This window comes from Flavobacterium seoulense, from assembly GCF_000695795.1.
GTDB classification, from domain to species: Bacteria; Bacteroidota; Bacteroidia; order Flavobacteriales; family Flavobacteriaceae; genus Flavobacterium; species Flavobacterium seoulense.
In genome coordinates this window covers 102,594-127,576 of record NZ_JNCA01000017.1, presented here as the reverse complement: position 1 = coordinate 127,576, position 24,983 = coordinate 102,594, and the positions used below count along the sequence as shown (strand labels likewise).

General features: G+C 33.6%; 27 protein-coding genes. 12 read left to right on the top strand and 15 right to left on the bottom strand.

All coding sequences use genetic code 11. The features are described from left to right. The first annotated feature begins 330 nt into the window (after positions 1–330). On the top strand, positions 331–762 hold the full coding sequence (locus FEM21_RS09795) for a hypothetical protein (protein WP_035659969.1): 432 nt from the start codon (positions 331–333) through the stop codon (positions 760–762). A gap of 94 nt (positions 763–856) precedes the next feature. Here FEM21_RS09795 and FEM21_RS09790 read toward each other — a convergent pair whose 3' ends face one another. Further along, positions 857–1,765: a ClpXP adapter SpxH family protein gene (locus tag FEM21_RS09790; protein ID WP_035660072.1), complete on the bottom strand. Its 909-nt coding sequence runs from the start codon at positions 1,763–1,765 to the stop codon at positions 857–859. Positions 1,766–1,929: 164 nt separating this feature from the next. Between FEM21_RS09790 and FEM21_RS09785 the strand changes: the two genes are divergently transcribed. Next, complete coding sequence (locus tag FEM21_RS09785) at positions 1,930–2,241, top strand: winged helix-turn-helix transcriptional regulator (protein ID WP_035659967.1); 312 nt, start codon at positions 1,930–1,932, stop codon at positions 2,239–2,241. Between the two features lie 77 nt (positions 2,242–2,318). On the opposite strand, the gene FEM21_RS09780 is transcribed toward FEM21_RS09785, so the two are convergent. The 11 genes from FEM21_RS09780 to hisS all read right to left on the bottom strand — a co-directional run bounded on the left by FEM21_RS09780 (position 2,319) and on the right by hisS (position 11,927). Further along, positions 2,319–3,116 carry a Cof-type HAD-IIB family hydrolase gene (locus tag FEM21_RS09780; RefSeq protein WP_035659966.1) on the bottom strand — a complete coding sequence of 266 codons (798 nt, stop codon included), beginning with the start codon at positions 3,114–3,116 and terminating at the stop codon, positions 2,319–2,321. A 50-nt stretch (positions 3,117–3,166) separates the two neighbouring features. Beyond that, positions 3,167–3,460, bottom strand: a complete 294-nt coding sequence (locus FEM21_RS09775) for a type II toxin-antitoxin system RelE/ParE family toxin (RefSeq protein ID WP_035659965.1) — start codon at positions 3,458–3,460, stop codon at positions 3,167–3,169. Position 3,461: 1 nt separating this feature from the next. Next, the gene (locus FEM21_RS09770) at positions 3,462–3,707 is read right to left on the bottom strand and encodes a hypothetical protein (RefSeq protein ID WP_035659963.1); all 246 of its coding nucleotides are present in this window, start codon (positions 3,705–3,707) and stop codon (positions 3,462–3,464) included. A gap of 34 nt (positions 3,708–3,741) precedes the next feature. Further along, entirely contained in the window at positions 3,742–3,960 is a 219-nt protein-coding gene (locus tag FEM21_RS09765) for a putative signal transducing protein (RefSeq protein ID WP_035659962.1), read from the bottom strand. Between the two features lie 21 nt (positions 3,961–3,981). Beyond that, positions 3,982–4,668, bottom strand: a complete 687-nt coding sequence (locus FEM21_RS09760) for a DEAD/DEAH box helicase (RefSeq protein ID WP_035659961.1) — start codon at positions 4,666–4,668, stop codon at positions 3,982–3,984. Between the two features lie 80 nt (positions 4,669–4,748). Next, a complete protein-coding gene (locus FEM21_RS09755; protein WP_035659959.1) occupies positions 4,749–5,912 on the bottom strand; it encodes a sigma-54-dependent transcriptional regulator in 1,164 nt (387 codons plus the stop codon). 109 nt (positions 5,913–6,021) lie between these two features. Next, positions 6,022–7,323 carry an ABC transporter permease gene (locus FEM21_RS09750; RefSeq protein ID WP_035659958.1) on the bottom strand — a complete coding sequence of 434 codons (1,302 nt, stop codon included), beginning with the start codon at positions 7,321–7,323 and terminating at the stop codon, positions 6,022–6,024. 68 nt (positions 7,324–7,391) lie between these two features. Next, entirely contained in the window at positions 7,392–8,318 is a 927-nt protein-coding gene (locus FEM21_RS09745; protein WP_035660071.1) for an ABC transporter ATP-binding protein, read from the bottom strand. A 160-nt stretch (positions 8,319–8,478) separates the two neighbouring features. Then, on the bottom strand, positions 8,479–9,594 hold the full coding sequence (gene dnaJ / locus FEM21_RS09740) for a molecular chaperone DnaJ (RefSeq protein ID WP_035659955.1): 1,116 nt from the start codon (positions 9,592–9,594) through the stop codon (positions 8,479–8,481). 48 nt (positions 9,595–9,642) lie between these two features. Next, on the bottom strand, positions 9,643–10,221 hold the full coding sequence (locus FEM21_RS09735) for a nucleotide exchange factor GrpE (protein WP_035659954.1): 579 nt from the start codon (positions 10,219–10,221) through the stop codon (positions 9,643–9,645). A 335-nt stretch (positions 10,222–10,556) separates the two neighbouring features. Next, positions 10,557–11,927, bottom strand: coding sequence for a histidine--tRNA ligase (hisS, locus tag FEM21_RS09730; RefSeq protein WP_035659952.1), 1,371 nt, complete (start codon positions 11,925–11,927; stop codon positions 10,557–10,559). Between the two features lie 179 nt (positions 11,928–12,106). Between hisS and FEM21_RS09725 the strand changes: the two genes are divergently transcribed. Next, the gene (locus tag FEM21_RS09725; protein WP_035659950.1) at positions 12,107–13,348 is read left to right on the top strand and encodes an ABC transporter permease; all 1,242 of its coding nucleotides are present in this window, start codon (positions 12,107–12,109) and stop codon (positions 13,346–13,348) included. Positions 13,349–13,486: 138 nt separating this feature from the next. Here FEM21_RS09725 and prmC read toward each other — a convergent pair whose 3' ends face one another. Then, positions 13,487–14,341 (bottom strand): peptide chain release factor N(5)-glutamine methyltransferase, encoded by an 855-nt coding sequence (prmC, locus tag FEM21_RS09720; RefSeq protein WP_035659948.1) that lies wholly within the window; start codon positions 14,339–14,341, stop codon positions 13,487–13,489. A gap of 110 nt (positions 14,342–14,451) precedes the next feature. Between prmC and ribD the strand changes: the two genes are divergently transcribed. From ribD to FEM21_RS09705, 3 genes are all read left to right on the top strand, one after another. Next, complete coding sequence (ribD, locus tag FEM21_RS09715) at positions 14,452–15,495, top strand: bifunctional diaminohydroxyphosphoribosylaminopyrimidine deaminase/5-amino-6-(5-phosphoribosylamino)uracil reductase RibD (protein WP_035659947.1); 1,044 nt, start codon at positions 14,452–14,454, stop codon at positions 15,493–15,495. Next, positions 15,488–16,090, top strand: coding sequence for an HAD family hydrolase (locus FEM21_RS09710; protein ID WP_035659944.1), 603 nt, complete (start codon positions 15,488–15,490; stop codon positions 16,088–16,090). Before ribD ends, FEM21_RS09710 begins: the two co-directional genes overlap by 8 nt. A gap of 102 nt (positions 16,091–16,192) precedes the next feature. After that, complete coding sequence (locus FEM21_RS09705) at positions 16,193–16,798, top strand: IMPACT family protein (RefSeq protein WP_394332868.1); 606 nt, start codon at positions 16,193–16,195, stop codon at positions 16,796–16,798. A 23-nt stretch (positions 16,799–16,821) separates the two neighbouring features. Here the strand turns inward: FEM21_RS09705 and FEM21_RS09700 are convergent, their stop codons facing one another. Further along, on the bottom strand, positions 16,822–17,223 hold the full coding sequence (locus tag FEM21_RS09700) for an acyl-CoA thioesterase (RefSeq protein WP_035659941.1): 402 nt from the start codon (positions 17,221–17,223) through the stop codon (positions 16,822–16,824). A 198-nt stretch (positions 17,224–17,421) separates the two neighbouring features. Between FEM21_RS09700 and dnaA the strand changes: the two genes are divergently transcribed. The 5 genes from dnaA (at position 17,422) to FEM21_RS09675 (ending at position 21,679) form a co-directional block, all read left to right on the top strand. Further along, complete coding sequence (gene dnaA / locus FEM21_RS09695) at positions 17,422–18,849, top strand: chromosomal replication initiator protein DnaA (protein WP_035659940.1); 1,428 nt, start codon at positions 17,422–17,424, stop codon at positions 18,847–18,849. Positions 18,850–18,856: 7 nt separating this feature from the next. Next, positions 18,857–19,324: a low molecular weight protein-tyrosine-phosphatase gene (locus FEM21_RS09690; protein WP_035659938.1), complete on the top strand. Its 468-nt coding sequence runs from the start codon at positions 18,857–18,859 to the stop codon at positions 19,322–19,324. A gap of 32 nt (positions 19,325–19,356) precedes the next feature. Then, positions 19,357–20,079 (top strand): SAM-dependent methyltransferase, encoded by a 723-nt coding sequence (locus FEM21_RS09685; RefSeq protein ID WP_035659936.1) that lies wholly within the window; start codon positions 19,357–19,359, stop codon positions 20,077–20,079. A 12-nt stretch (positions 20,080–20,091) separates the two neighbouring features. After that, on the top strand, positions 20,092–20,472 hold the full coding sequence (locus FEM21_RS09680; protein ID WP_035659935.1) for a hypothetical protein: 381 nt from the start codon (positions 20,092–20,094) through the stop codon (positions 20,470–20,472). A 79-nt stretch (positions 20,473–20,551) separates the two neighbouring features. Continuing rightward, entirely contained in the window at positions 20,552–21,679 is a 1,128-nt protein-coding gene (locus tag FEM21_RS09675) for a methionine aminotransferase (RefSeq protein ID WP_035659933.1), read from the top strand. A 3-nt stretch (positions 21,680–21,682) separates the two neighbouring features. Here the strand turns inward: FEM21_RS09675 and FEM21_RS09670 are convergent, their stop codons facing one another. Then, the gene (locus tag FEM21_RS09670) at positions 21,683–23,824 is read right to left on the bottom strand and encodes a cation:proton antiporter (RefSeq protein ID WP_035659932.1); all 2,142 of its coding nucleotides are present in this window, start codon (positions 23,822–23,824) and stop codon (positions 21,683–21,685) included. A gap of 209 nt (positions 23,825–24,033) precedes the next feature. Between FEM21_RS09670 and FEM21_RS09665 the strand changes: the two genes are divergently transcribed. After that, complete coding sequence (locus FEM21_RS09665) at positions 24,034–24,915, top strand: SDR family oxidoreductase (RefSeq protein ID WP_035659930.1); 882 nt, start codon at positions 24,034–24,036, stop codon at positions 24,913–24,915. Positions 24,916–24,983: the final 68 nt, after the last annotated feature.

The window sequence follows — 24,983 nt, the reverse complement described above, 5'->3', positions numbered from 1 at the left end:
GGTCATCTCAAGTACCAGTTATTTGGAAATAATAGTTTTGATTATAGTTTCGATAATCACATTTATTTATTGGAAAACACTAAAAAGTAAAATTGATTTAAAATTGTTTGTCCTTCATTTTCTGTTGACAATACCAATTGTTATGTGGGCACGTTTTAATTTTCCAATTCGGCAAATAACTGCAAAAAATTCAATTGGCATTTTTGAAATGATTAGTTTAATTAATGTAATACTCTATATAATTCTAATATTATTTTTTATAGGACAAGTCTTTTTTACTATTTTACTTTTTAAAATAAGACAAGAAAACAAATCGTTATTCTTAAAACCATGAAAAAAATCATTATAACCTTTTTATCCTTAAGCTTAATTTCCTGCAATCCATTTGATGAGGATAAGGTTTTGAAATACAAAGATGATTTGAACAATTTAGTTTCAAAATTTGAAAAATATAATGATGGTACTTATGATAGAGATGAATTCGACGAATTTATAATTGATGATCTTGACCGCTTAGATATTAATTCAGTTGTAAAAAATAATACTAAAAAGAATCTAAGTTATTCTGGTTTTTTTGAAGAAAATGACAGTATAATTATCTTTATTAATAAATCAACCAACCTATTTGATAGAGAGAAAAGAATCATTTATGATTTCCATAAAACTCCTAAAAACTTTGGTAATAAAACTATTTTTGGAGCTTCATATAGAATTAAACAACTCGATGATAGATGGTATTATTCTGAAGAAGGATTTGATTAAAGAAATATTTTACTAAAATTCCATTAAAAAAAATCAAGTCTTTGAGAAACTACTCTTAAATTGACTTAATTTCTTAATGGTTTATTTAACTCTGTTATTTTAATCTCCAAATACTTCCATTCTTAGTAGTCCATTTTTCTAAAGTTCCTGCTGTCGTCAATTCGTTTAAGAAACCCTCAGTTTCGTTCCTTGGGGTTCCTGATAATTCCGAAAATTCTTTGGCAGTTAGACTTTTATATTTCGAAAATAAAAATTGCCAACTTTTGTCATAATTCTTTTTTGTTGCTTTTGGATCCAATTTCAAAATGGCACTTTCAAAAACTTCATACGGTTTTGAACCGTAAACCGTTTCAGTCAGAGCATTAGCATCTGTAAAAAACAAAGTTGGAAATCCTCTTACACCTAATGCTCTTCCTAATTTTAGATCTTCATCAAAAAGTATTTTGGCTTCGCCTTCATAATCTTTTTTGAATTGTAGAATATCCAAACCAACATTTTTAGCTGCTAGTTCTAAATTGTTCCATTTTGCAATGTTCTTTTTATGCAAAAAAACCATTTCTCTAAGCTCACGCAGCAACAAAATAGCTTTTTCATTGTCTTGCATTTGTGCCGCTTTAAAAGCTATTGAAGACGGATAGGAAGACGAAAGCGGATCTTCTAACCACACATCGCCATCAATAGGCATATCATAATAGGTACTTACTTCATCCCAATGGTGCGCCACATCTGATGGTTTACTAATACCGCCACTGTTATAATTCCAATCTGGCAATAAACCTCCCATTCTATATTCAATATCAATCGTATTACCGTATTCTAATTTTAATTTTCGCAACTGTGGCTCAATTCCCCAACAGGAAGAACAAATAGGATCTGTATAATAAATTACCTTGATGGGCTTTTTTTCTGATTGAATAGCATTTGAAGTTGATGCTTCATTTGTGTTTGACGGAATTTCGCAAATTCCATCTTCGGGATTACATAATAAAGGGTTATTTTCCATAGCATTTTTAGTTTGAGACTGGCAATCTAAATTACCTAAAAACAAATAATGTAATTAATAGTAACTTAGGTAATTTTATAATTTATACAGTCTTGCAGTATTAGTTTTTTATCTTTGTACAAAGTTCAGCATAAATAAAACCCTGTAAAATAAGTCAGTTTTTCATGACCACTAAAAAAAATACCGAAGAAAATAAAACCTGTCCAGCTCAGGCACTTTTAAAACAATTATCAGGAAAATGGAAACCTGAAATTTTTCGTTTAGCAGTTGATGGTCCGTTGCGTTTTAGCATTTTACTTCGCCAAATTGAAGGTTCGAACAAGCAAACGCTTTCGGTCGCTTTAAGAGAATTAGAAGAAGTAGGCTTGCTCGAAAAAGTCGTCATCAAAGAAAAACCTTTGCATATTGAATATTATCTTACCGAAAACGGAAAATCTTTAATTCCTGTTTTTCAGCAATTAGAAAATTTGGGCTAATTTCTAAAATAAGAAAACCATTAAGAAATTAAGCCACCTTAATCCCTTAATGGTTTAAAATATAATTCAATAAATATTTAAGCCAGAATAAATCTTTGAATAACCTCAGCTACTCCGTGATTATTATTCGAAGCGACAATAAAATTACCTTTGTCTCTTAAATGAGCATCCACATTGTCAACCCAAACACCAAGTCCGGCATATTCAATCATCGATAAATCGTTACCTGCATTTCCTACAGCAATCACTTCTTCCTGTAAAATATTTAGTTTTTCAGCCAGGAATTTTACGCTCGCTCCTTTGTCAATTCCGGTTTGAGCCGCTTCCAAGAAAAAAGGTTTTGACATACAAACACTTAAATGCGGCATGGTGGCTTTTAGATCATCTTCCACAGTTTTCAAATAATCAGGTTCTTCCAGTAAAATGCATTTTATCGCCGCCGATTGAACTCGCTCTTTAAAATTAGGAACTACCTCGTGTTCTAATCCTGTAATATTAATTTCGACATCAATATATTCTGAACGGGTTTCGCTAATTACTTTTCCGTCTAAATAAGTAATAATATGCGTATTTTTTGCTTTGCTGTAATCATACAAAGTATGAATTTGCTCCTGAGTTAATGTTTGTTCGAAAATTACTTCATTCGTTTTCAAATTGGTAATTACAGCTCCGTTGAACGAAATCATATACGAATCCATTAATCCCAAATCCTTAGCATATTCAATCATAGCAGGCGTTGGCCGGCCCGAAGCCAGAATAACATGTACTCCTTTTTCTTGGGCTTTTATGAGCATCGCTCTATTTTCATCCGAAATAATATGGTCGTCATTCAACAAGGTATCATCCATGTCCAGAACCAACATTTTGTATTTCATGTTTTATTGTTTTTTTTTATTGCTCCTTAAGAACAGAAATAAAGAACTTTTTATTTTTTAAATTGATTTTGTCTGGCATCAAAAATTTGAAGAATTCTAATCTCAGTTTCCGAATGAATTTTATAGATAATTTTATAATCCCGAACAATCATTTTTCTGTAAGGCTCTCCCAAAAATTCATCTACTTGATATTGCTCCACAAAATGAATATTCTTGCTCTGATTAACAATATCCTTTATTACATTTTTAGCTCCTTGCGGTGATTTTAACTGAAGAAAATCAAAGATTAGTTTTAAATCGGCTTTGGCTTGATTATCCCAAAGTATCCTAACTGGCTTTTGCATATTACCAATTTTCAATTTCCTTTTCTAAATCTTCAATTGTAGTGTAGTTACCTGAAGAAATTCTATCATCGGCATCTTTAACCATATTGATATATTCTTCCTTATCTACTGGATATCCACTAATAGTATGAGCAACGACTTCTTTATCCAAAACGGTTTTTAAAGCCATTATTTTTTTGAGTTTACTTTCATCGTTAATATGAAGCAACCAATCCATTAATTCTATTTTTTTTGCAGCTATATCCATGGTAGCATTAATTAGAATTACAAATATACGATTTTTAAATACTCAATCTAAATTCCTCAATAACAGGATTTGCCTTAGCAAAATCAGTTTCCTGAATAAACAGTTCCACTGCCGAACCTGAACTTCCAAAACCCGCCAACCTAGCCGATTGAATATTATCTTTTATTAACGTATCAACTCCCGCAGCTTCAATTTTTTCTTTTAAAGCCAAAGCTAAAATTTCACTTCCCGAAAACACTTTCATCAATCCCATTCTATTGTCAATTTTATGTTTTTATTCTTCTTCTCCATCTTCGATTTCTAAATCTTCGTCTAGTTCTTCCTCTTCAAAATCCTCTTCATCATCATAATCCTCAAAATCAAAAATCTCTGGATCTTCCATCATTTTGTAAGCCAAAGTTTCTATTCTTTCTGATAATTGATCTCCAAAAATAATACGCTGTGTTTTAGCAATACTATTCGAAATACGCATAATCTTTGTCTCATGACGCAATTTTAAAATTGGATTTGCATCATCAATAATGAACATTTTCAGACGATTTACATTATAACCCGCCGTAGAAAACATATCGTTCAATTTGTCGGGAGTACCAATTAAAACATCAATCCCGGTAGAAACATAATTTTTATCATAGTCCATATCACCTTTGTCATGAACTCCATAAACCTCAAGATTACTGTACTTTCCGTATTTTTCAAAAAGTGCTTCCATTTCCAGCACCTTCGGTTTGTCCTCTACAACTATCAATGCACGTGGAGATTCTTCAGTTGCACCAATCAATCTCTGAATCACATTCAGGACAATCGTAGTGGTTTTTCCACCTCCATCAGCAGCAATAATAACGCAATCTACCCCACTTTTTATAGTCGAAAAAGTCTCTTTTTGAATATCATTCGCCTCAGTCAAACCGTTTTCGACTAATGCCTGCTGTAATTTTTCGTTTATTTTTTTTAGTTTCATTTTTTTAAGTTAAGGGTTAAAAGTTAGAAGTTAAGAGTTAATACATAGCCGTATAACACTTAACTTCTAATCTTTAACTTTTATTTAGACGCAAACAGCTTTACATCATTCTCAGAAATTTGGCTTCCGCCAAGGATAATTAAACGCTCCACAACATTGCGTAATTCACGGATATTTCCTGTCCAATCGTATTCCTGTAGTAATTTGATCGCATCGTCAGAAAACTTTTTAACAGCATTTCCTTGTTCCGAAGCAATTTTTTCAGCAAAATGCGAAACTAACAACGGAATATCCTCACGTCTGTCATTCAGCGAAGGTACTTTGATTAAAATCACTGCCAAACGATGGTATAAATCCTCACGGAAACGACCTTCTTCAATTTCTTTTTTCAAATCTTTATTCGTTGCTGCTACCACACGAACATCGACTTTAATATCTTTATCAGCACCCACTCTGGTAATGATATTTTCCTGCAAAGCACGTAATACTTTGGCTTGAGCCGAAAGACTCATATCGCCAATTTCGTCCAGAAAGATAGTTCCTTTATCAGCCGCTTCAAACTTTCCGGCACGATCTTTCACCGCCGATGTAAAAGCACCTTTTACGTGACCAAACAATTCGCTTTCGATCAATTCAGACGGAATCGCAGCACAGTTGACTTCGATTAAAGGAAAACTGGCACGCTCACTTTTTTCATGTAATTGGTGCGCTACTAATTCTTTTCCTGTTCCGTTTGGTCCAGTAACCAGTACGCGGGCTTCGGTTTGAGCTACCTTATCAATCATCACTTTGATATGATTAATAGCTTCGCTTTCGCCAATCATCTCATAGTTTTTACTGACTTTTTTCTTCAGGATTTTATTCTCAACCACCAGTTGTTTTCTGTCTAAAGCATTGCGAACTGTATTCAGCAAACGATTCAAATCAGGTGGTTTCGAAATGTAATCAAAAGCTCCTAAACGCATCGCCTGAATAGCCGTTTCCATATCGCCATGACCTGAAATCATCACCATAGGAATTTCGGGCTTTATTTTTTTGACTTCTTCCAGTAATTCGACACCATCCATTTTTGGCATCTTAATATCACAAAGAACCAAATCGTAATCGTTATTTTTTATTTTTTCGTAACCTGAAACACCATCTTCGGCTTCTTCTACCTGATACGTATCATTTTCTTCCGAAAGAATTTTAGAAAGCACTCTTCTAATAGCAGCTTCATCTTCGATAATTAATATTTTACTCATTTTTTTTAAGTTTCTGAGATTCAAAGTTGCTAAGGTACTGAGTCTTTTCTACTAAGGAACTAAAAAATCTTAGTATCTCAGTATCTTAGAGCCTTAGCTTCAAAAAAAATTAATATTTTAACCAACGGTATAATTCTTTCCAGCTTGGTTTTTTACCATACATTAATATTCCGATGCGGTATATTTTAGCAGCAAACCAAACTACTAATAAAAATGTTCCGAACAATAATGCAATCGAAACGCCTATTTGCCATAGCGGAACTCCAAAAGGAATACGCATTAACATAACAATAGGTGAAGTTAATGGAAACAACGAAAAAGCAACTGCAATCGTACTGTTAGGATCATTAACGACACTAAAAAAACCAACATAAACACTCAACATTAAAGGCATAATTACCGGCAAAAGAAACTGCTGCGAATCGGTTTGATTATCGACAGCGGCACCAATTGCGGCATAAAATGAACTATATAAAAAATATCCGCCAATAAAATATACCACAAAACCAATCAAAATACTGGCAATAGGTAAATTCCATAATTCTTTAATAAATAATTGTGCCGTTCCTGTAAATTCTGTTGGCGAATGCTCAATTAACGCAGGTGAACCAACATTTACTCCAAAAAATGCCGAAGCAGCAAACAACAGCGAAAGTCCAATAACTACCCAAATAGTGAATTGTAAAATTCCTGCTAATGATGTACCAATAATTTTGCCAATCATTAACTGAAAAGGTTTTACCGAAGAAATAATAATTTCGATAATACGATTTGTCTTTTCTTCAATTACTGATCGCATTACCATATTTCCATAAATAATAATGAACATCATGATTAAGTAACCAAAAGCACCTCCTATAGCAATTTTAGCTTCGTTCAATCCTTTTAAACCTTGCTCTCCCGAAGTTTTTGCAATATTGATATTGACATGAGCCTGCGCTTTTTTTATTGCCAAAGTATCTAAATGCGCATTTTCAAGATTGATTTTGGTCAACTTTTCAGCAATAATATCCTGGGCATTTTCGATAAAAGAAATGCTCGGACTTCCATTAGAAATAAATTCGATTTTGTTTTCTAAATCAGTAATTTCATTTGTTTTAGGAATTACTAAAATACCTTCGTAACCATTATTAGTAATACTGTCTTTTAGAAACTGATTGTCTATTTGAGAAAAATCGTAATATTTATAATCACTGTCCTCAGAATTTTGAGCTAAAAATCCCGTAGCAAACAATCCTGTTTCGTCATGGATAGCTACTCGTTTTACATCGGCTTTCATTGAACTTAAATAGCCCACAATTACTGCTATTCCCACAAATAACAGCGGACTTAAAAAGGTCATTACAATAAAAGATTTGTTGCGCACCTTGGCAAAAAATTCTCTTTTTATAATTAATGATATTATGCTCATATTTAAAATATTCAAATCTCAAATTCCAAATTCCAATGAGTATTGGGATTTGGAATTTTTAATATTGGTTATTGCTTTGCTGTTACTGTTTTGATAAAAATATCATGCACACTCGGAATTTTTTCTACAAAATGAGTGACTTGTCCGCGTTGTGTTATTAAATTCAATAATTCGTTAGGAAGTGCATTTCCTATTTGAATTTCCAATTTTAAATCTTTATTTAAGGATTTAAAATTTGCCGGACTAACGGTGAATTTTTGTGTAATGTCATACATCAGGCCTTCTACATTATCAGTTAAAATTCCCACTTCAAAACTATTGGTTTTATGTTGTCTTTTAACTTCTTCTAATTTTCCTTCGATCAATTTATTCGATTTATGAATCAAAGCAATATGATCACATAATTCTTCGACACTTTCCATGCGATGAGTCGAAAAAATGATAGTCGCTCCTTCTTCTTTCAAAGCCAGAATTTCGTCTTTAATCACATTGGCATTTACGGGATCAAAACCTGAGAAAGGTTCGTCAAAAATCAGCAATTTAGGTTTATGTAATACACAGACTACAAACTGAATTTTTTGTGCCATTCCTTTAGAAAGTTCCTGAATTTTCTTATTCCACCAGCCTTGAATTCCTAATCGATCAAACCAGTAATCCAATTGTTTTTTGGCTTCAGCCTTAGACAAACCTTTCATTTGTGCCAAATACAAGCATTGCTCTCCCACTTTCATACTTTGATACAAACCTCTTTCTTCAGGAAGATAACCTATATATTGCACGTGTTTAGGCTGTAATTTTTCGCCATCCAAAATAATTTGGCCGCTATCAGGAAGTGTAATTTGGTTTATAATTCGGATAAGAGATGTTTTTCCGGCGCCATTAGGACCTAAAAGTCCGTAAATACTGCCTTTAGGAACAGACAAAGATACTTCGTTAAGCGCTACGTGGTTTCCGTATTGCTTTACTACTTTATTGACTTCTAATAAGGTATTCATGCTGATTTTTTGAATTTGCTTCTTCAATTAGGTCATTTTGACCTTGCGGTTGTAAAAGTAAATAATTACTATCTAAATAGATTAAAATTGTTTCATAAAAAAACCCATCTTCATTTTCATGCGATGGGTTTTTTCTATCCTGTTTTTCGATTAAAAAAGCTTAAGAAAACATATCTTTTACTTTCTCAAAAAATGATTTATCTGATTTTTCAGGATTTGGCAAAAAGTTATCATCTTCTAAATTTTTCTCGAAAAATTGTTTTTGCTCTTTATTTAATGTTTTTGGAGTCCAAACATTCACATGCACTAACAAATCTCCGTTTCCATATCCGTTGATACTTGGAATACCTTTTCCTTTTAATCGAAGAATTTTTCCTGACTGAATTCCTTCTTCCAGTTTAATTCTTACTTTACCATTAATAGCTTCAATATCTTTAGAAACCCCTAAAACTGCCTCTGGGAAACTTACATATAAATCATAGTGTAAATTTTCGCCTTCACGTTTCAGGAATTCGTGTTCTAACTCTTCGATAGCTACAATTAAATCTCCGGGAATAGAATTTCCAGGCGCATCGTTTCCTTTGTTAGCAACTTTTAATTGCATACCATCTACAACACCTGCCGGAATTTTAATAGAAACCGTTTCGTCTTCTACAATCATTCCCTGAGCATCAGCGTTAGCTGGTTTTTTATCTAAAGTCTGACCAGAACCTCCACAAGCAGGACAAGTTGTAGCTGATTGCATTCTTCCCAAAATAGTATTAGTCACTCGCATTACCTGTCCCTGACCATTACAAGTCGAACACGTTTTGTAAGTAACTCCGGGAGCCTGAACTTTACGTTTTACCTTTACTTTCTTTTCAACACCATTAGCAATTTCTTCCAAAGTTAATTTTACTTTGATACGTAAATTACTTCCTTTAGCACGACGAACACCGCCTCGGCTTCCGCCTCCGCCAAATCCGCCGAAACCGCCACCAAAGATATCACCAAACTGACTGAAGATATCATCCATGTTCATACCGCCATGACCTCCGCCAAATCCGCCGGAACCATCAAAAGCCTGATGTCCATATTGGTCGTATTTTGCTTTTTTGTCAGCATCACCTAAAACTTCATAAGCTTCTGCCGCTTCCTTGAACTTTTCTTCTGCCGATTTGTCTCCGGGATTTTTGTCAGGGTGAAACTCAATAGCTTTTTTTCTGTAGGCTTTCTTTATCGCCGCAGCATCAGCATTTTTAGAAACACCTAATATTTCGTAAAAATCTTTTTTCATTTGTATTTATTTTTATAAAATGCAACCAAGTGCATTTCTACCCTAAATTTATTGTCCAATAACTACTTTTGGGTAACGAATAATTTTATCCCCTAGTTTGTATCCTTTTTCAAGAACATCTACTATTTTCCCTTTCAATTTAGGTGATGGAGCTGGAATTTGTGTAATTGCTTCTGCAAAATCAGCATTAAAAGCATCACCAATTTTCACATCAACTAATTCTAAACCTTTAGAATCTAAAGTATTTTTAAGTTTTTCAAAAATTAATTCTACACCTTTTGTCAAAGTTTCATCTCCTGACTTAGCAATCTCAACTAAAGCTCTGTCAAAATCATCCAAAACAGGTAACATTGCTAATAAAACTTCCTGATTAGCTGTTTTGAATAACTCGATACGCTCTTTTGAAGTTCTTCTTTTATAGTTTTCAAATTCAGCAAATAATCGTAAATGTTTGTCTTTTTCATCTGCTAAGTCTTTTGTCAATTGCTCTTCAACGCTTAACTCCTCAGTAACTGCTGGCTCCTGGCTTGCTGTATTCTCCATTGTTACCTCATCCATTTCCTTATCGATTTCTGTATTCTCAGTACTCATATTTCCCTTATTTTTAAAAATATTCTTAAACTTCATTTTTACACTTTCCTTTGGATAGCAAAAGTACTGCCAAAGCTGACCAAATGTCAAATTGTCACTCTTTTCACTAATAGTTATTTTTATAGCCGGTTTTTTCTTAATTTAATTTTTTTTCATGTTAAAATTAAAATTTTAATAAATTTTTAAGACATAATACAAATAGATTGTATATGTTTGCGTTTAGGTTATAATCAATCTCTGATTTTCAATTTGAAACAAAACCGAAAATTACAGTTGATTCCAAAACAATTATTAATTCGCGATTACTAATACTAAAAAAAGCTTTGTCTGCAGACAAAGCTTTTTTTGTAGTTATTCGATAAGAAATAACATTAAATCAATGCGTTTTTCAATCCTTCAAAATCTAATATTATTTGTTCTCCTGAAATCAAATTCTTAAGTGAATAGCTATTCGAACTCATTTCTTCTCCTCCTACAATTACTGCAAAAGGAATATTTCGTTTATCAGCGTGCTGAAATTGCTTTCCTACTTTAGCATTATCAGGATACAATTCGACTTTTATACCTTCAGAGCGCAATTTTTTAATAGCCTGCAAAGCATAAAACGCTTCCTGATCTCCATAATTTATAAATAAGGCTTTTGAACTTGCCGTAACGGTTTCCGGAAACAAACCTAATTCTTCGATAACCAAATAAATACGATCCAATCCAAAAGAGATCCCAACACCACTCATATTTTTCAAACCAAAAATCCCGGTTAAATCATCATATCTTCCACCACCACCGATAGAACCCATAGCAACTCCTTTTGGCGCAGCCACTTCAAAAATAGCTCCTGTGTAATAATTTAAACCACGTGCCAAAGTCACATCTAAATCCAGAATTGCAGTTGTCAATCCTAAATTAGTCACATTATCACAAATAAAACGCAGTTCTTCCACTCCTTTTAATCCTTCTTCTGAAGTTGTTAAAAGTTGTGCTAATTTTTGGATTTTTTCAGAAATACTTCCGGTGAAATTAAACAAAGGCTGCACTTTTACAATCGCTTCCTCCGAAATTCCTTTTTCAATCATTTCTTTTTTTACACCGTCTTCACCTATTTTATCCAGCTTATCTAAAGCTACCGTAAAATCAATCAGCTTATCCGAAGCCCCAATCACCTCAGCAATTCCGGATAAAATTTTTCGGTTATTGATTTTAACAGTTACTCCGTTTAAACCTAATGAAGTAAAAACCGTATCATACAATTGTACCAATTCTACTTCCTGCCACAATGATTTTGAACCCACCACATCGGCATCACATTGAAAAAACTCTCTAAAACGTCCTTTTTGCGGTCTGTCAGCACGCCAAACCGGTTGAATTTGATATCTTTTAAACGGAAATTCAATTTCGTTTTGGTGTTGCACCACATATCTTGCAAAAGGCACTGTCAAATCATAACGCAAAGCTTTCTCAGAAATACTTGATGTTAATTTTGTACTGTCTTTTGCCTCTAAATGAGTTCCATTAGCTTTAGCCAAATAATCTCCGGAATTCAAAATTTTAAAAATCAAGCGGTCGCCTTCTTCTCCATATTTCCCCATCAAAGTTTCTGAATTTTCAAACGAAGGTGTTTCTATCGGTTGAAAACCAAATTTCTCAAAATTATTTTTTATAGTCTGGATAATATATTGACGTTTAGCCACCTCAGCAGGTGAAAAATCTCTTGTTCCTTTAGGAATACTTGGTTTTGATGCCATTTTTAAAAGTTAGAAGTTAGAGGTTAGAAGTTAGAAGTTAAAATATCTCAGCACTTCTACTTCTAAATTTTAACCTCTAATTTCTGTTTTCGACTGCAAATATCTTATTTTTAAAATAAATAACTCGCCTAGAAAACAAACTTCTGTCAAAAATTGTATTTTCGTATCAAACTAGTACAATGAGCAATCTATTAAAAGAAAATATAACCATAGCTTTGGGCTCGATTAAAACCCAAATTTTAAGAACCACACTTACCATATTAATTATCGCTATTGGTATCACCGCTCTTGTAGGGATTCTTACGGTAGTTTCGGCCTTAGAGAACACCATTTCTTCTGATTTTGCTTCGATGGGAGCCAACACTTTCAATATTAATCGCTACGAAAACACCACAAAAAGACAAGGTGGCGACGAACGCGAAATTATCAATCCAATTATTTCCTACCCGGAAGCTGTAGCTTTTAAAAATAATTACGATTATCCGCTTTCGCAAACATCCCTTTCGTTTAAAGCCACTTCTACTGCCGAAGTAAAATTTGAAGCTCAAAAAACCGATCCTGAAATTTCAGTTTTAGGTGTTGATGAATATTTTGTGACAAATTCCGGACTTGAAACGAGTTCTGGTCGAAATTTCAACAATTTCGATATTAGTAACAACAATTATGTTTGTGTAGTAGGTTCTGATTTCGAAAAAGGATTATTAAAAGATGTCAATCCTATTAACAAAACCATTTCTATTCGTGGCGCGCGATTTAAAGTTATTGGTGTTTTAAAAGAGAAAGGTTCTACTTTTGGCAACAGCCAGGATTTAAGAGTTTTGATTCCTATTCAGGTAGCCCGCTCACTTTTTACAGCACCTAATATCAATTACAACCTGAGTGTAATGGTTAACAACAAAGAATTTCTGGATCAGGCTACAGATAACGCAATCAGCACGATGCGTAGTATTCGAAAATTAATACCAGTAAAAGAAAATAATTTTGGAGTAAGCAGAAGTGATGATTTGATTAATCGAATTCTAAGCATTACACAATATTTAGGCTGGGCATCTTGGGTAATTGGTATTATTACTATTCTCGGTTCTTCGATTGCTCTGATGAATATTATGATTGTTTCGGTTACCGAACGTACCCGCGAAATTGGCGTACGAAAAGCATTGGGTGCTAAACGTTCTACCGTTGCCATTCAGTTTTTTATAGAAACGCTATTGATTGGTCAATTAGGCGGTTTAGCCGGAATTATTTTCGGAATATTAATTGGTTACGGAATCGCCACTGCGTTGAGTTTTGCATTTGTCATTCCCTGGACCGCTATTATGGCGGCTTTCTTAACCAGTTTTATGGTTGCTATTGTTTCAGGTTTATACCCTGCGATCAAAGCTGCTATGCTAGATCCTATTGAAGCATTACGTTATGAGTAAGCATTAGTTCAACTGGACTAAAGTCCAGCCTTACAAAACAATCCGAGCCTATGGCTCTAACTTCTGGAGAAACGATTTATATTGTAGCAACGGATTTTAATCCGTTGAAAAGAAAAAAAGAAAACAGACAATTATTTACTAAACACCAGCCCTCGTCATTCGATCATTCCCGTAAATATCTTTCCTTAACTCAATATTTTTGAAATTCATTTTTTCGAGTAATACTATCATTTCTTTTCCAAGATATTGATTGATCTCAAAAAACAATTGTCCATTTGAGCTTAAATTTTCTTGAGCTAATTCTGCAATTTTTCGATAAAACACCAACGCATTATTATCTTCAACAAAAAGCGCTAAATGCGGTTCGTTGTCTAAAACATTTTTCTTGATTTCCTGCTTTTCTAAATTTCGAACATAAGGCGGATTAGAAACAATAATATCAAATTCTTGTTCTAAATCAATTGTTTCAAGAATATTTTTATGAATAAAATTTACTTTAACCTGATTATTTTTTGCATTTTTTTTGGCTGTAGCCAAAGCTTTTTCCGAAACATCAATCGCGAAAACTGTAGCATTGGGAAGATTTTTAGCCAATGAAATCGCAATACAACCACTTCCCGTCCCAATATCCAGAATTCTCAACTTCTGATTGCTGACTTCTGATTGCTGACTTTCAATAATCCAATCAACAAGTTCTTCAGTTTCCGGCCTTGGAATCAAAACATTTTCGTTAACTTCAAATTCCAAACCATAAAAATGGGTTTTACCAAGCAAATACTGAACAGGAATCTCTAATTTTAACTGTTCGAGAATGGTATTCCAAACCTCAATTTCTTCTTCCGAAAAAACCAAATCAGGTTGCAAGGCCAAATCAATTCTGCGTAATTGCTTTTTTTCTTCTAATATCAAATAAAAAAAACTTTCGGCTTCACCTTCGTCATAAATAGCTGAAAGTGTTTGAATAAATTGAGTCCTGTATTGTTTGATTTGCATCGTGAATTGTAAAAGCTATAAATTAAAAAAGCAAAAATAGCAATAGTTTATCGTTATTTTTAGTGGTTTTAAAACTTAATCATAAACTCAAAAATAACTATTTTTGCACCGTGAATATACATGAAAAATACCTGCAACGCTGCATTCAACTAGCCCAAAACGGTTTAGGAACCACTTATCCTAACCCGATGGTAGGCAGCGTAATTGTTTATGAAGATAAAATTATTGGCGAAGGCTGGCACAAAAAAGCGGGCGAACCACATGCCGAAGTAAATGCCGTAAATTCAGTTAAAGACAAATATTTATTAGAAAAAGCAACAATTTATGTGAGTTTAGAACCTTGCAGTCATTTTGGAAAAACACCGCCTTGTTGCGATTTGATTATTCGAAATAAAATCCCTAATGTCGTTATTGGAACTGTAGATCCTAACGAAAAAGTGGCTGGAAATGGGATTAAAAAACTATTAGAAGCCGGAATAAATGTAATCGTTGGCGTTCTCGAAAATGAATGCAACGAGCTTAACAAACGCTTTTTTACTTTTCATCAAAAAAAACGTCCTTACGCAATCCTAAAATGGGCTGAAAGTCAGGATGGTTTTATTGCTCCAGCAATCAGAAATGAACAAAAACCAGTCTGGATTACAAATCAATATTCGAGACAACTGGTTCATAAATGGCGTAGTGAAGAAAAAGCAATTCTGGTTGGCACACAAACAGCTGTAGATGATAATCCAAAATTAGATGTAAGAGATTGGACAGGAACACATCCGGTAAGAGTCGTTTTAGACCGAAAAAATCGGATTCCAAAGGAAAATTATCTGCTCGACAATCAAATCAAAACCATTGTTTTTAACGAATCAGATACGAATTCGAATCAGGAAAATATTATTTTCGAAAAAATCAATTTCGAAAAAAACATAGCTCATCAGGTTTTAGAAATCTTATTTCAACACCAAATTCAGTCTGTAATTATTGAAGGCGGACGCCAAACTATACAAACTTTTATTGATGAGAATCTTTGGGACGAAGCCCGAATTTTTAAAGGCAAAACTATCTTTAAAAAGGGGATAAAAGCCCCGGAAATACTAGAAAAAGTAACTAAAAAACAGCGCATTATAAACGATGAGCTTTTAATTTTCACCAACCATGATTAATACTATCATTTTTGATTTTGGAGATATTTTTATCAATTTAGATAAAAAAGCGACTATTGACGGACTTAAAAACTTAGGTCTAAAAGAATGGAATGAAGATTTAGACCAATTGAATTTTCAATTTGAAAAAGGGCATATTTCAAGAGAAGAATTCTTAGCCGGATTTCAAAAACAACTACCTAATGCCAGTTTAGACGAAATTCTAAAAGCATGGAATGCCATCTTAGCCGATTTCCCTTTGTACCGATTAGAGTTTCTTCAAGAACTTTCTAAAAAATACCGTTTATTTTTATTAAGCAATACGGATTCTATTCATATCGACACTTTTAAAGAAACTGTTGGACCAACTTTTTACAAAGCTTTTTGCGAATGTTTTGACAAAGTGTATTTTTCATTCGAAATGGGAATGCGTAAACCTGATACCGAAATTTATCGCACCCTTTTAAACAATCATGCTTTGCAAGCAAGCGAAACCTTATTTGTTGACGATAAAAAAGAAAACACGGATGCGGCGCAAACACTAGGAATTCAGGTTTGGAATCTTCAGGTAGGAAAAGAAGATATCACTGATTTATTAAGCAAAAATATTCTTTAATAGTAATTTCAAAAATCAATAGCAATGACAATATCAAGCTTATATTTTTGACATTGATTTTTTGATTGAAATTGATATTGATTTTTGCCATTGCCATTGCTAATGAAAGACACCTATAACACCATTGCTTTTCCTTCGGAAGAAATTTTATTTAAAGAAAAAGGAAGTAAATTCTTTGGCTATGCCTTTCCTATTATTTCTGAGGAAGAAGTCAAACCCATAATTGATGTTTTAAGAAAAAAACATCCTACTGCCTGTCATTATTGTTACGCTTACCAGTTAGGCTCCGAAAAAATAAGTTACAGAGCTAACGATGACGGTGAACCCAGCAATAGTGCAGGAATGCCTATTTATGGTCAAATTCAGTCTTTTTCGGTTACCAATACACTTGTTGTGATTGTTCGAATATTTGGCGGCACTAAATTAGGTGTAGGCGGATTAATTACAGCTTATAAAACCGCGGCTCAAATTACATTGGAGAATTGCACAATCGTCGAAAAAACCATCGATATTCATTATTTAATTTCTTTTGATTACAAAAACATGAATAAAGTCATGCGCATCATCAAAGAAAAAAATCTGGATGTTGTGAATCAAAAAATGGAAATGAGCTGCGAAATCGAAATCAAAACCCGAAAAAAAAATGCCGAACAAGTGCTCGACATTTTTAATTCTCTTTATGAAATTGAGATAAAAATTAAAGAATAATCAATATCTTTTTGAGTAGATTTTTATATTCGTAAAAGCTTCGTTTTGACATAGTCCGGAGCAGCCATCGGACGACCTGTTTTCATGTTCACAAAAACCAAAATTGAGTTCCCAATTGTTAATAACTCATTTTGTTCATTGTAAATCTCATAATCAAATTCAATCTTCGCCGAAGTCTGACTTTTAAAAATAGTTTTTACCGTTAATAAATCGTCATATCGGGCTGGTTTTTTAAAATTTGTTGTTAATGAAACTACGGGAAGCATAACTCCGTTTTCTTCCATCCATTTATACGAAATCCCAATGTTTCTAAGCCATTCCACGCGTCCCATTTCAAAATACTGTGCATAATTTCCATGATAAACTACTCCCATCTGATCAGTTTCTGAATATCTAACCCGCACATTAAACTCGTATATTTTCATTTTAAATTTTATTTTTTTTATATATTAATTTGAAATCATTTTCTTCTTACTTACAACAATATTTCTTCAAAATCAACCCCTATTTATTTTTTTTTAACGAAAATTGTTCACATATTTGTTACCCCAAGAAATAACATCCTACGCGATATTATTTACTTCAGAAAACAGAATAAAAAATATAATAATTTAACAGAATTTATGAACAAAACTGCTCAATCAGTATGGGATAACTGTTTGTCTTTTATAAAAGACAATATTCAAGACCAAGCCTACAAAACTTGGTTTGAGCCAATCAAGTCAGTTGAACTTACCGATAACGCATTATATATTCAGGTTCCTAGTAAATTTTTCTACGAATGGTTAGAAGAACACTATGTTAAATTATTAAAAGTTGCCCTGACTAAAGAACTTGGTAAAAACGCAAAGTTACTCTATAAAATTAAAATGGAGAACACTTATGGCAACAAACAACCGTTTACGGAACAATTGCCAAGTGCTAACAGGTCTCCTATGAAACCGCAAAATGTTGATGCTCCTTTAAAAAATCTGGATCCTGAATTAAAAAATCCTTTTGTAATTCCCGGAATCAGAAATTTAAAAATTGAATCGCAATTAAATGCTAATTATAGTTTTGACAATTTCCTTGAAGGAGATTCTAACCGTTTAGCGCGTTCGGCTGGTATGGCTGTTGCCAATAAACCAGGCGGAACTTCATTTAACCCTTTATTGATTTTTGGAGGAGTTGGATTAGGAAAAACACATTTAGCGCACGCTATTGGTGTTGAAATTAAAGACAAATACCCTGAAAAAACGGTTTTATATATTTCTGCCGAAATTTTCACCCAACAATATATTGACTCTGTCAAGAAAAATAATAGAAATGATTTTATTCACTTCTACCAGTTAATCGATGTACTAATCATTGATGATGTGCAATTCTTATCTGGAAAATCAGGTACGCAAGATGTATTTTTCCACATCTTTAACTATTTGCACCAAAACGGAAAACAGGTAATCCTGACTTCCGACAAAGCTCCAGTTGACATGCAGGATATTGAGCAACGCTTACTATCTCGTTTCAAATGGGGATTATCAGCTGAATTACATCAACCGGATTACGAAACAAGAATTTCAATCCTGAAAAACATTTTGTACCGCGATGGTGTTGAAATGCCAGACGAAATTATCGAATACGTTGCCCGCAACATTAAATCAAATGTTCGTGAACTTGAAGGCGCTATTATTTCATTGATTGCACAGTCTTCTTTCAACAAAAAAGAAGTTACTATCGAACTGGCAAAAAGCGTTGTAGAAAAATTTGTCAAGAATGTAAAACGCGAAATTTCTATCGATTATATCCAAAAAATCGTATCCGACTATTTCCAGTTGGATGTAGAAACATTACAATCAAAAACAAGAAAAAGACACGTAGTTCAGGCGAGACAGTTAGCTATGTTTTTTGCAAAGAAATTCACTAAATCTTCTTTAGCAAACATTGGTTCTCAAATAGGTGATCGTGATCACGCAACAGTGTTACACGCATGTAAAACGGTAGACAATCTGGTAGCGACCGACAAACAATTCAAAAAATTTGTCGAAGACATTCACAAGAAACTAACGCTATAAAAGCATCATGCCTGTAAAGATTTTAATGGTTTGTTTAGGCAACATTTGCCGATCTCCTTTGGCAGAAGGAATTTTAGCATCTAAATTACCTAAAGATAAATTCATCGTAGATTCTGCAGGAACAGGTTCCTGGCATATTGGTCGTCAGCCCGATTCACGTTCTATTACTGTTGCAAAAAAATACCAGCTAGATATTTCGAAACAAAAAGGAAGACAGTTTTGCATAGCTGACTTCGACAATTTTGACTATATCTATGTAATGGATTATTCAAATTATACTGATATCATCAGTTTAACTAAAGATGCAACTCAAAAAGCAAAAGTCAAAATGATTCTTGACGAATTGTATCCTAACGAAAATGTAGATGTCCCCGACCCTTATTACGGAATTTCTAATGGTTTTGAAATGGTTTACCAAATGCTTGATGAAGCCTGTGAAAACATCGCCGAAAAACTAAAAGCCAAGCACAGCTAAACTTCTCTATTTTACTTATAAAATTCATCCCAATGAAATCAAACGCTACTTTAGGAAAACTCTATTTAATCCCTACCACAATGGGCGATTGTGACCCAATGGATGTTTTACCGCAAACCATAAAAAGAGCGATTGAACTTATTGATTATTATATTGTAGAAAACGAAAAAACTGCCCGAAAATCAATCAAAGCAGTTCTTCCTGAAAAAAAACAATCAGATTTAGTGCTTTTTGCATTAAACAAACATACCGAAACCAGAGAGTATCTCGATTTCATAAAACCTTTATTGGAAGGAAAAAATGTAGGCCTAATGAGTGAAGCCGGTTGCCCTGGCGTTGCTGATCCTGGTGCAGTAATTGTAAAACTAGCTCACGAAAAGGGCATTCAGGTTATTCCGCTTGTTGGTCCTTCTTCTATTTTATTAGCTATTATGGCTTCAGGAATGAACGGACAAAGTTTTACTTTTCACGGTTATTTACCTATCGAAAAAGATGAAAAAAGAGCGAGTTTCAAAAGTTTAGAACGAATTTCTTTCGAAAAAAATCAATCCCAAATTTTTATAGAAACACCGTATCGTAACAATAAATTATTGGAAGATTTAATCCAGATTCTTCATCCCGAAACACATTTATGTATTGCTTGTGATATTACACTACCAACCGAATACATTAAAACCAAGAAAATTTCAGCCTGGAAAAAAGAAACAATCGATTTACACAAACGTCCTACTATTTTTATTATACATAAATTTTAGAAGTAAATAGAAATGATTGATAAAGACTTTGAATATGATCTAATAAAATGGAAAACATTCTCTAAAGAAGAAAAGTTAAAAATCATCAATCATTTTTGGGATCCATATAATCCAACAAAAGGGCAAAACATAAAAATGGAAATTGTTAATGAATTCATTGATAAATTCAAAATTAATGCAAAACAATTTGGAATTAAAAATTTTGGTTGGAATGTTTATATGCTTTACATCATTGTTGATAATTCAAAAACAAAAGTTCCTTTCGAATTCCTTGGATTACCAATAAATAAGGGAGTAATAATTAATAAAAGTAATGAAAACAAAGTCATTGTAAAATTTAGATATGGAGGAAAAGCAGAAATTGACATTACAAAAAAAATAATTATTTTATAAATCCTCAAATATCACATTTAAAAAAACTATTTTCCAACTCAAGTTCTTTCCTTACTTTTAGCCTTTTAAAAAGTAAAACATGTCGAAACTTCCCAATATCAGCACAAGCATTTTTACCGTCATGTCAAAAATGGCTGCCGAACACAATGCTATCAATTTGTCACAAGGCTTCCCTAACTTTGCTGTTGATGAAAAACTGACAGCAATTGTTTCAAAATTGGCACAGGAAGACATCCATCAATATACGCCGATGGCGGGTTATCCTCCGCTCTTATCGAAAATTGCGTTATTAGTTAAAGATTCGTACCAAAGAAATATTCTGCCCGAAACTGAAATTCTGGTAACTACCGGTGCTACTCAGGGGATTTTTACCGCTATCCAGGCTTTGGTCGAAAATAATGATGAAGTACTTATTTTAGATCCAAGTTACGATTGCTACGAAGCACCGGTTTTATTGTGCAACGCAAAACCAGTTCGAGTTCCTTTAAACAATGATTACACTCCAAATTGGGAAACCATCGAAGCGACTTGTTCAGAAAAAACTAAGATGATTATCATCAATAATCCGCATAATCCAACGGGGAAAATTTTGACCGAAACAGATTTTGAAGCTCTAGAAAAACTACTCGAAAAGTATCCAAAAATTATTTTACTTTCTGACGAAGTTTATGAATACATTACTTTCGAACAAAAACATATTTCGGTTCATACCCGCGAATTACTTCGCAATCGGGCAATAGTTGTTTCTTCTTTTGGAAAAACATTTCATATTACTGGTTGGAAAATCGGCTATTTAGTTGCTCCCGAACATTTGATGATGGAAATTAAAAAAGTACATCAATTTCTGGTTTTTAGTGTCAATAGCGTAGCACAGGCTGCTATCAGCGCTTATTTAGAAGAAACTTCAGTTGACAAAATCAGCGATTTCTATCAGCAAAAAAGGGATTATTTCAGGCAATTACTTTCAAAAAGCCGATTCAAATTGTTGCCTTGCGAAGGCACTTATTTTCAGGTTGTTTGTTACGAAGCAATTTCGAATGAAAATGATGTCGATTTCTGCAAACGTTTAATCACTGAACACGGCGTTGCTGCCATTCCGATTTCTAATTTTTACGAAAATGGCAAAGATTTACATTTAATCCGATTTTGTTTTGCAAAAGACAATACAACTCTGGAAGAAGCTGCCAGAAGATTATGCAAAATCTAAAATCTATTTAAAAATACTTCCGATATCTTTTCCGATTTTTTGAATGGTTTCAATACCAATGTTCAAAGGCTCTGACGAAATATCTTCATAACGCTGTGTGATATAACTATTATCAAATTGCTGAGGATAAATAATCAACTTACTATTCTCTTTAAAATATTTCTGCAATTTCGAAGGTAGCTTTTCAAGTACATTCATGTAAGAAGCAGAACCTTTTCTGGCTGAAATAAGTACAAATAAATCATCATCATTAACCTTTCTTGACAATACTAAAAAGTCGTCCCAATCATCAAAAAGAGGCATCGTCATATTAAGAGACAATCTTGCTCTTTCTAAAAACTTTTCAACTGCTTTTTGGGTCATTTCATTACAATTTAGACACAAAGGAATACTTAATTCTTGTGCCAGTTTAGCAATTTTGATAATCCACAAATCAAAACCATTTTCATGTTCTGCAAGTGGCGGAACTGCAACAAAAATTCTTTTGTGAAGCACTAAAGGCTTAACCAAATCACAAATAAAAACCGTTTTATCAGTATTACTCAAAATACTTTCGGTTTTTTCGCCAACTAATTTATCTAGTAATCCTGTACGCGAAGGCCAGCCCAACACCACAATATTTGCCATAATTTCTCTCGAAATACGTGTTACTCCGCTGGTAATATTATGATCAATCGTTGTGATTACATTTACTTTTGTCTCCGTTGCCGATCCTTGTTTTACAAATTCTTCTAACTTATTTCTCGTTTTTAAAATATTCAATTCAGCTTCTTCATCATTCGAAACCACAGAAAGAATCGATATTGGATTAGGCGATTTTTTATCTTTTATCAATATCGAAAATTCCAGTATTTTTTCAATCTTCTTACTATTTGCTATTGGAAGTAAAATATGCTCATCTGTCAATCCACCAGATCCAACCGAATCTATTTTCTCATCTTCTGACTCAATTACAAGACGCTTTGCTGCTTTCTCAGTAACAAAAGAAGCGATAATACAGGTTATCAAAATTAAAATAATAGTTCCGTTCAAAATATTTTCGTCCAGAATATTCGCTTTATAACCTACTAAAATTACTGCAAGTGTAGCCGCAGCATGTGCACTACTCAAACCAAAAATAAGCTGTCTTTGTACAGTAGAATATTTAAACATGAACTGTGTAATCAAGGCAGCAACCCATTTTCCTAACAATGCCACCACCGAAAGCGTTCCGGCTACAATAAGTGCTGTAGTTCCGTTTAAAATTACGCGAATATCTACCAGCATCCCTACACTAATCAGGAAAAACGGAATAAATAATGAATTTCCAATAAACTCAATTCGGTTCATTAATGCTGAGGAATGCGGAATTAATTTGTTTAAAGCCAAACCTGCTACGAAGGCACCGATGATAGGCTCTACTCCTGCTACTTCAGCTAAAAAAGCTGCAAAAAACACTACTGCCAGAACAAATATATAATGCGAATGTTTTTCGCTTTCTAATTTTCGAAAAAACCATTTGGCAATTCGGGGAATAATTAAAAACATAATTGCCGAAAATATTGCCAGAGAAATTCCTAATCGCAACCAGAATTCCTGATTTAGATTGCCATTAGTATTTCCCATAATCACAGCCAGAATAATCAATACCGCCGTGTCAGTCAATATTGTTCCGCCAATGGTAATAGCAACCGCCTGATTTTTAGAAACCCCCAGTTTACTTACAATAGGATACGCCACTAATGTATGCGTCGCAAACATACTCGCTGTTAAAAAACTGGCATTAAAATTATAATCCAGAAAATAGTAACATACCGGAAAACCAATAACTAAAGGAAAAAAGAAGGTTACAAAACCAAACAAAAGACTCTTATTTTTATGCGCTTTAAACTCATTCATATCGAGTTCTAAACCAGCAATAAACATAATATACAGCAAACCAATAGTCGAAAACAGATCAATAGCTGAGTTTTTTTCAAGGATATTCAATCCATGAGGTCCAATAACAACTCCTGAAATAATTAAACCAATAATCCCGGGAATATTCAGTCTTTTTAAAAGTATAGGAGATAATAATATGATGAATAATATTAATGAAAAAACCAATACCGGATTGCCTAATGGTAATTCAAATTCATGAATTAGGTGATTTATAAAATCAGTCATGTGCAGATTTATTTTTTAAAAGAATTCAATACAAGTCTAATTTTATCTACAAAACCGACTATTGCATTTTAACAAATATAAAAACATAAAGATAAAACACACTACAATTACTTTAATTTAAGACGGATTTAATATTAAAAAAAAACTTAATTTTTAATTCCGGCAACATTCTGACTGATTTTGTATATTTACAATAAAACGATAAACAAATGAACTTTAGCCAAAAAATGTTACGAGACGATGCCTTAAAAGGAAAAGTAATTGTAGTTACCGGTGGCGGCAGCGGACTGGGAAAAGCGATGACCAAATATTTTCTGGAACTAGGCGCGAAAGTTGCCATAACTTCCCGCGATTTAGAGAAATTGAAAACCACGGCTGCCGAATTAGAATCGGAAACTGCTGGGATTTGTTTGCCATTAAAATGCGATGTTCGCAACTACGAAGAAGTTGAAAACATGCTCCAACAAGTTTTAAAAGCTTTTGACAAAGTTGATATTTTACTCAACAATGCCGCAGGGAATTTCATTTCTCCTACCGAGCGTTTATCAGCTAATGCTTTTGACACCATTATTGATATTGTTTTAAAAGGAACAAAAAACTGTACGCTGGCTTTTGGAAAACACTGGATTGACAGCAAGCAAACTTCAGCTACCGTTTTAAATATTGTGACTACTTATGCCTGGACGGGTTCGGCTTACGTAGTTCCAAGTGCTACTGCGAAGGCGGGTGTTCTCGCCATGACCCGAAGTCTGGCTGTAGAATGGGCAAAATATGGTATTCGCACCAATGCCATTGCGCCGGGCCCATTCCCAACCAAAGGCGCCTGGGACAGATTACTTCCCGGAGATCTTTCTGAAAAATTTGATATGGCTAAAAAAGTCCCACTAAAACGCGTGGGCGATCATCAGGAATTAGCCAATTTAGCCGCTTATTTAGTTTCTGATTTCTCTGCTTACATCAATGGCGAAGTAGTAGTTATTGATGGTGGCGAATGGCTTAAAGGTGCCGGACAATTCAATTTATTAGAAGCCATTCCCGAAGAACTTTGGGATCAACTCGAAATGATGATTAAAGCGAAGAAGAATAAATAACACCTCAATACCTAGCCTCATTGTCCTAATGGGGCTTTTTTATACCCAAAAGGGGACTTTTTTACCCC

Bases quoted from the DNA above. Each gene is read 5' to 3' on its own strand.
- FEM21_RS09795 (WP_035659969.1), top strand. From the start codon at position 331: ATGAAAAAAATCATTATAACCTTTTTATCCTTAAGCTTAATTTCCTGC.
- FEM21_RS09790 (WP_035660072.1), bottom strand. From the start codon at position 1,765: ATGGAAAATAACCCTTTATTATGTAATCCCGAAGATGGAATTTGCGAA.
- FEM21_RS09785 (WP_035659967.1), top strand. From the start codon at position 1,930: ATGACCACTAAAAAAAATACCGAAGAAAATAAAACCTGTCCAGCTCAG.
- FEM21_RS09780 (WP_035659966.1), bottom strand. From the start codon at position 3,116: ATGAAATACAAAATGTTGGTTCTGGACATGGATGATACCTTGTTGAAT.
- FEM21_RS09775 (WP_035659965.1), bottom strand. From the start codon at position 3,460: ATGCAAAAGCCAGTTAGGATACTTTGGGATAATCAAGCCAAAGCCGAT.
- FEM21_RS09770 (WP_035659963.1), bottom strand. From the start codon at position 3,707: ATGGATATAGCTGCAAAAAAAATAGAATTAATGGATTGGTTGCTTCAT.
- FEM21_RS09765 (WP_035659962.1), bottom strand. From the start codon at position 3,960: ATGGGATTGATGAAAGTGTTTTCGGGAAGTGAAATTTTAGCTTTGGCT.
- FEM21_RS09760 (WP_035659961.1), bottom strand. From the start codon at position 4,668: ATGAAACTAAAAAAAATAAACGAAAAATTACAGCAGGCATTAGTCGAA.
- FEM21_RS09755 (WP_035659959.1), bottom strand. From the start codon at position 5,912: ATGAGTAAAATATTAATTATCGAAGATGAAGCTGCTATTAGAAGAGTG.
- FEM21_RS09750 (WP_035659958.1), bottom strand. From the start codon at position 7,323: ATGAGCATAATATCATTAATTATAAAAAGAGAATTTTTTGCCAAGGTG.
- FEM21_RS09745 (WP_035660071.1), bottom strand. From the start codon at position 8,318: ATGAATACCTTATTAGAAGTCAATAAAGTAGTAAAGCAATACGGAAAC.
- dnaJ (WP_035659955.1), bottom strand. From the start codon at position 9,594: ATGAAAAAAGATTTTTACGAAATATTAGGTGTTTCTAAAAATGCTGAT.
- FEM21_RS09735 (WP_035659954.1), bottom strand. From the start codon at position 10,221: ATGAAGTTTAAGAATATTTTTAAAAATAAGGGAAATATGAGTACTGAG.
- hisS (WP_035659952.1), bottom strand. From the start codon at position 11,927: ATGGCATCAAAACCAAGTATTCCTAAAGGAACAAGAGATTTTTCACCT.
- FEM21_RS09725 (WP_035659950.1), top strand. From the start codon at position 12,107: ATGAGCAATCTATTAAAAGAAAATATAACCATAGCTTTGGGCTCGATT.
- prmC (WP_035659948.1), bottom strand. From the start codon at position 14,341: ATGCAAATCAAACAATACAGGACTCAATTTATTCAAACACTTTCAGCT.
- FEM21_RS09710 (WP_035659944.1), top strand. From the start codon at position 15,488: ATGATTAATACTATCATTTTTGATTTTGGAGATATTTTTATCAATTTA.
- FEM21_RS09705 (WP_394332868.1), top strand. From the start codon at position 16,193: ATGAAAGACACCTATAACACCATTGCTTTTCCTTCGGAAGAAATTTTA.
- FEM21_RS09700 (WP_035659941.1), bottom strand. From the start codon at position 17,223: ATGAAAATATACGAGTTTAATGTGCGGGTTAGATATTCAGAAACTGAT.
- dnaA (WP_035659940.1), top strand. From the start codon at position 17,422: ATGAACAAAACTGCTCAATCAGTATGGGATAACTGTTTGTCTTTTATA.
- FEM21_RS09690 (WP_035659938.1), top strand. From the start codon at position 18,857: ATGCCTGTAAAGATTTTAATGGTTTGTTTAGGCAACATTTGCCGATCT.
- FEM21_RS09685 (WP_035659936.1), top strand. From the start codon at position 19,357: ATGAAATCAAACGCTACTTTAGGAAAACTCTATTTAATCCCTACCACA.
- FEM21_RS09680 (WP_035659935.1), top strand. From the start codon at position 20,092: ATGATTGATAAAGACTTTGAATATGATCTAATAAAATGGAAAACATTC.
- FEM21_RS09675 (WP_035659933.1), top strand. From the start codon at position 20,552: ATGTCGAAACTTCCCAATATCAGCACAAGCATTTTTACCGTCATGTCA.
- FEM21_RS09670 (WP_035659932.1), bottom strand. From the start codon at position 23,824: ATGACTGATTTTATAAATCACCTAATTCATGAATTTGAATTACCATTA.
- FEM21_RS09665 (WP_035659930.1), top strand. From the start codon at position 24,034: ATGAACTTTAGCCAAAAAATGTTACGAGACGATGCCTTAAAAGGAAAA.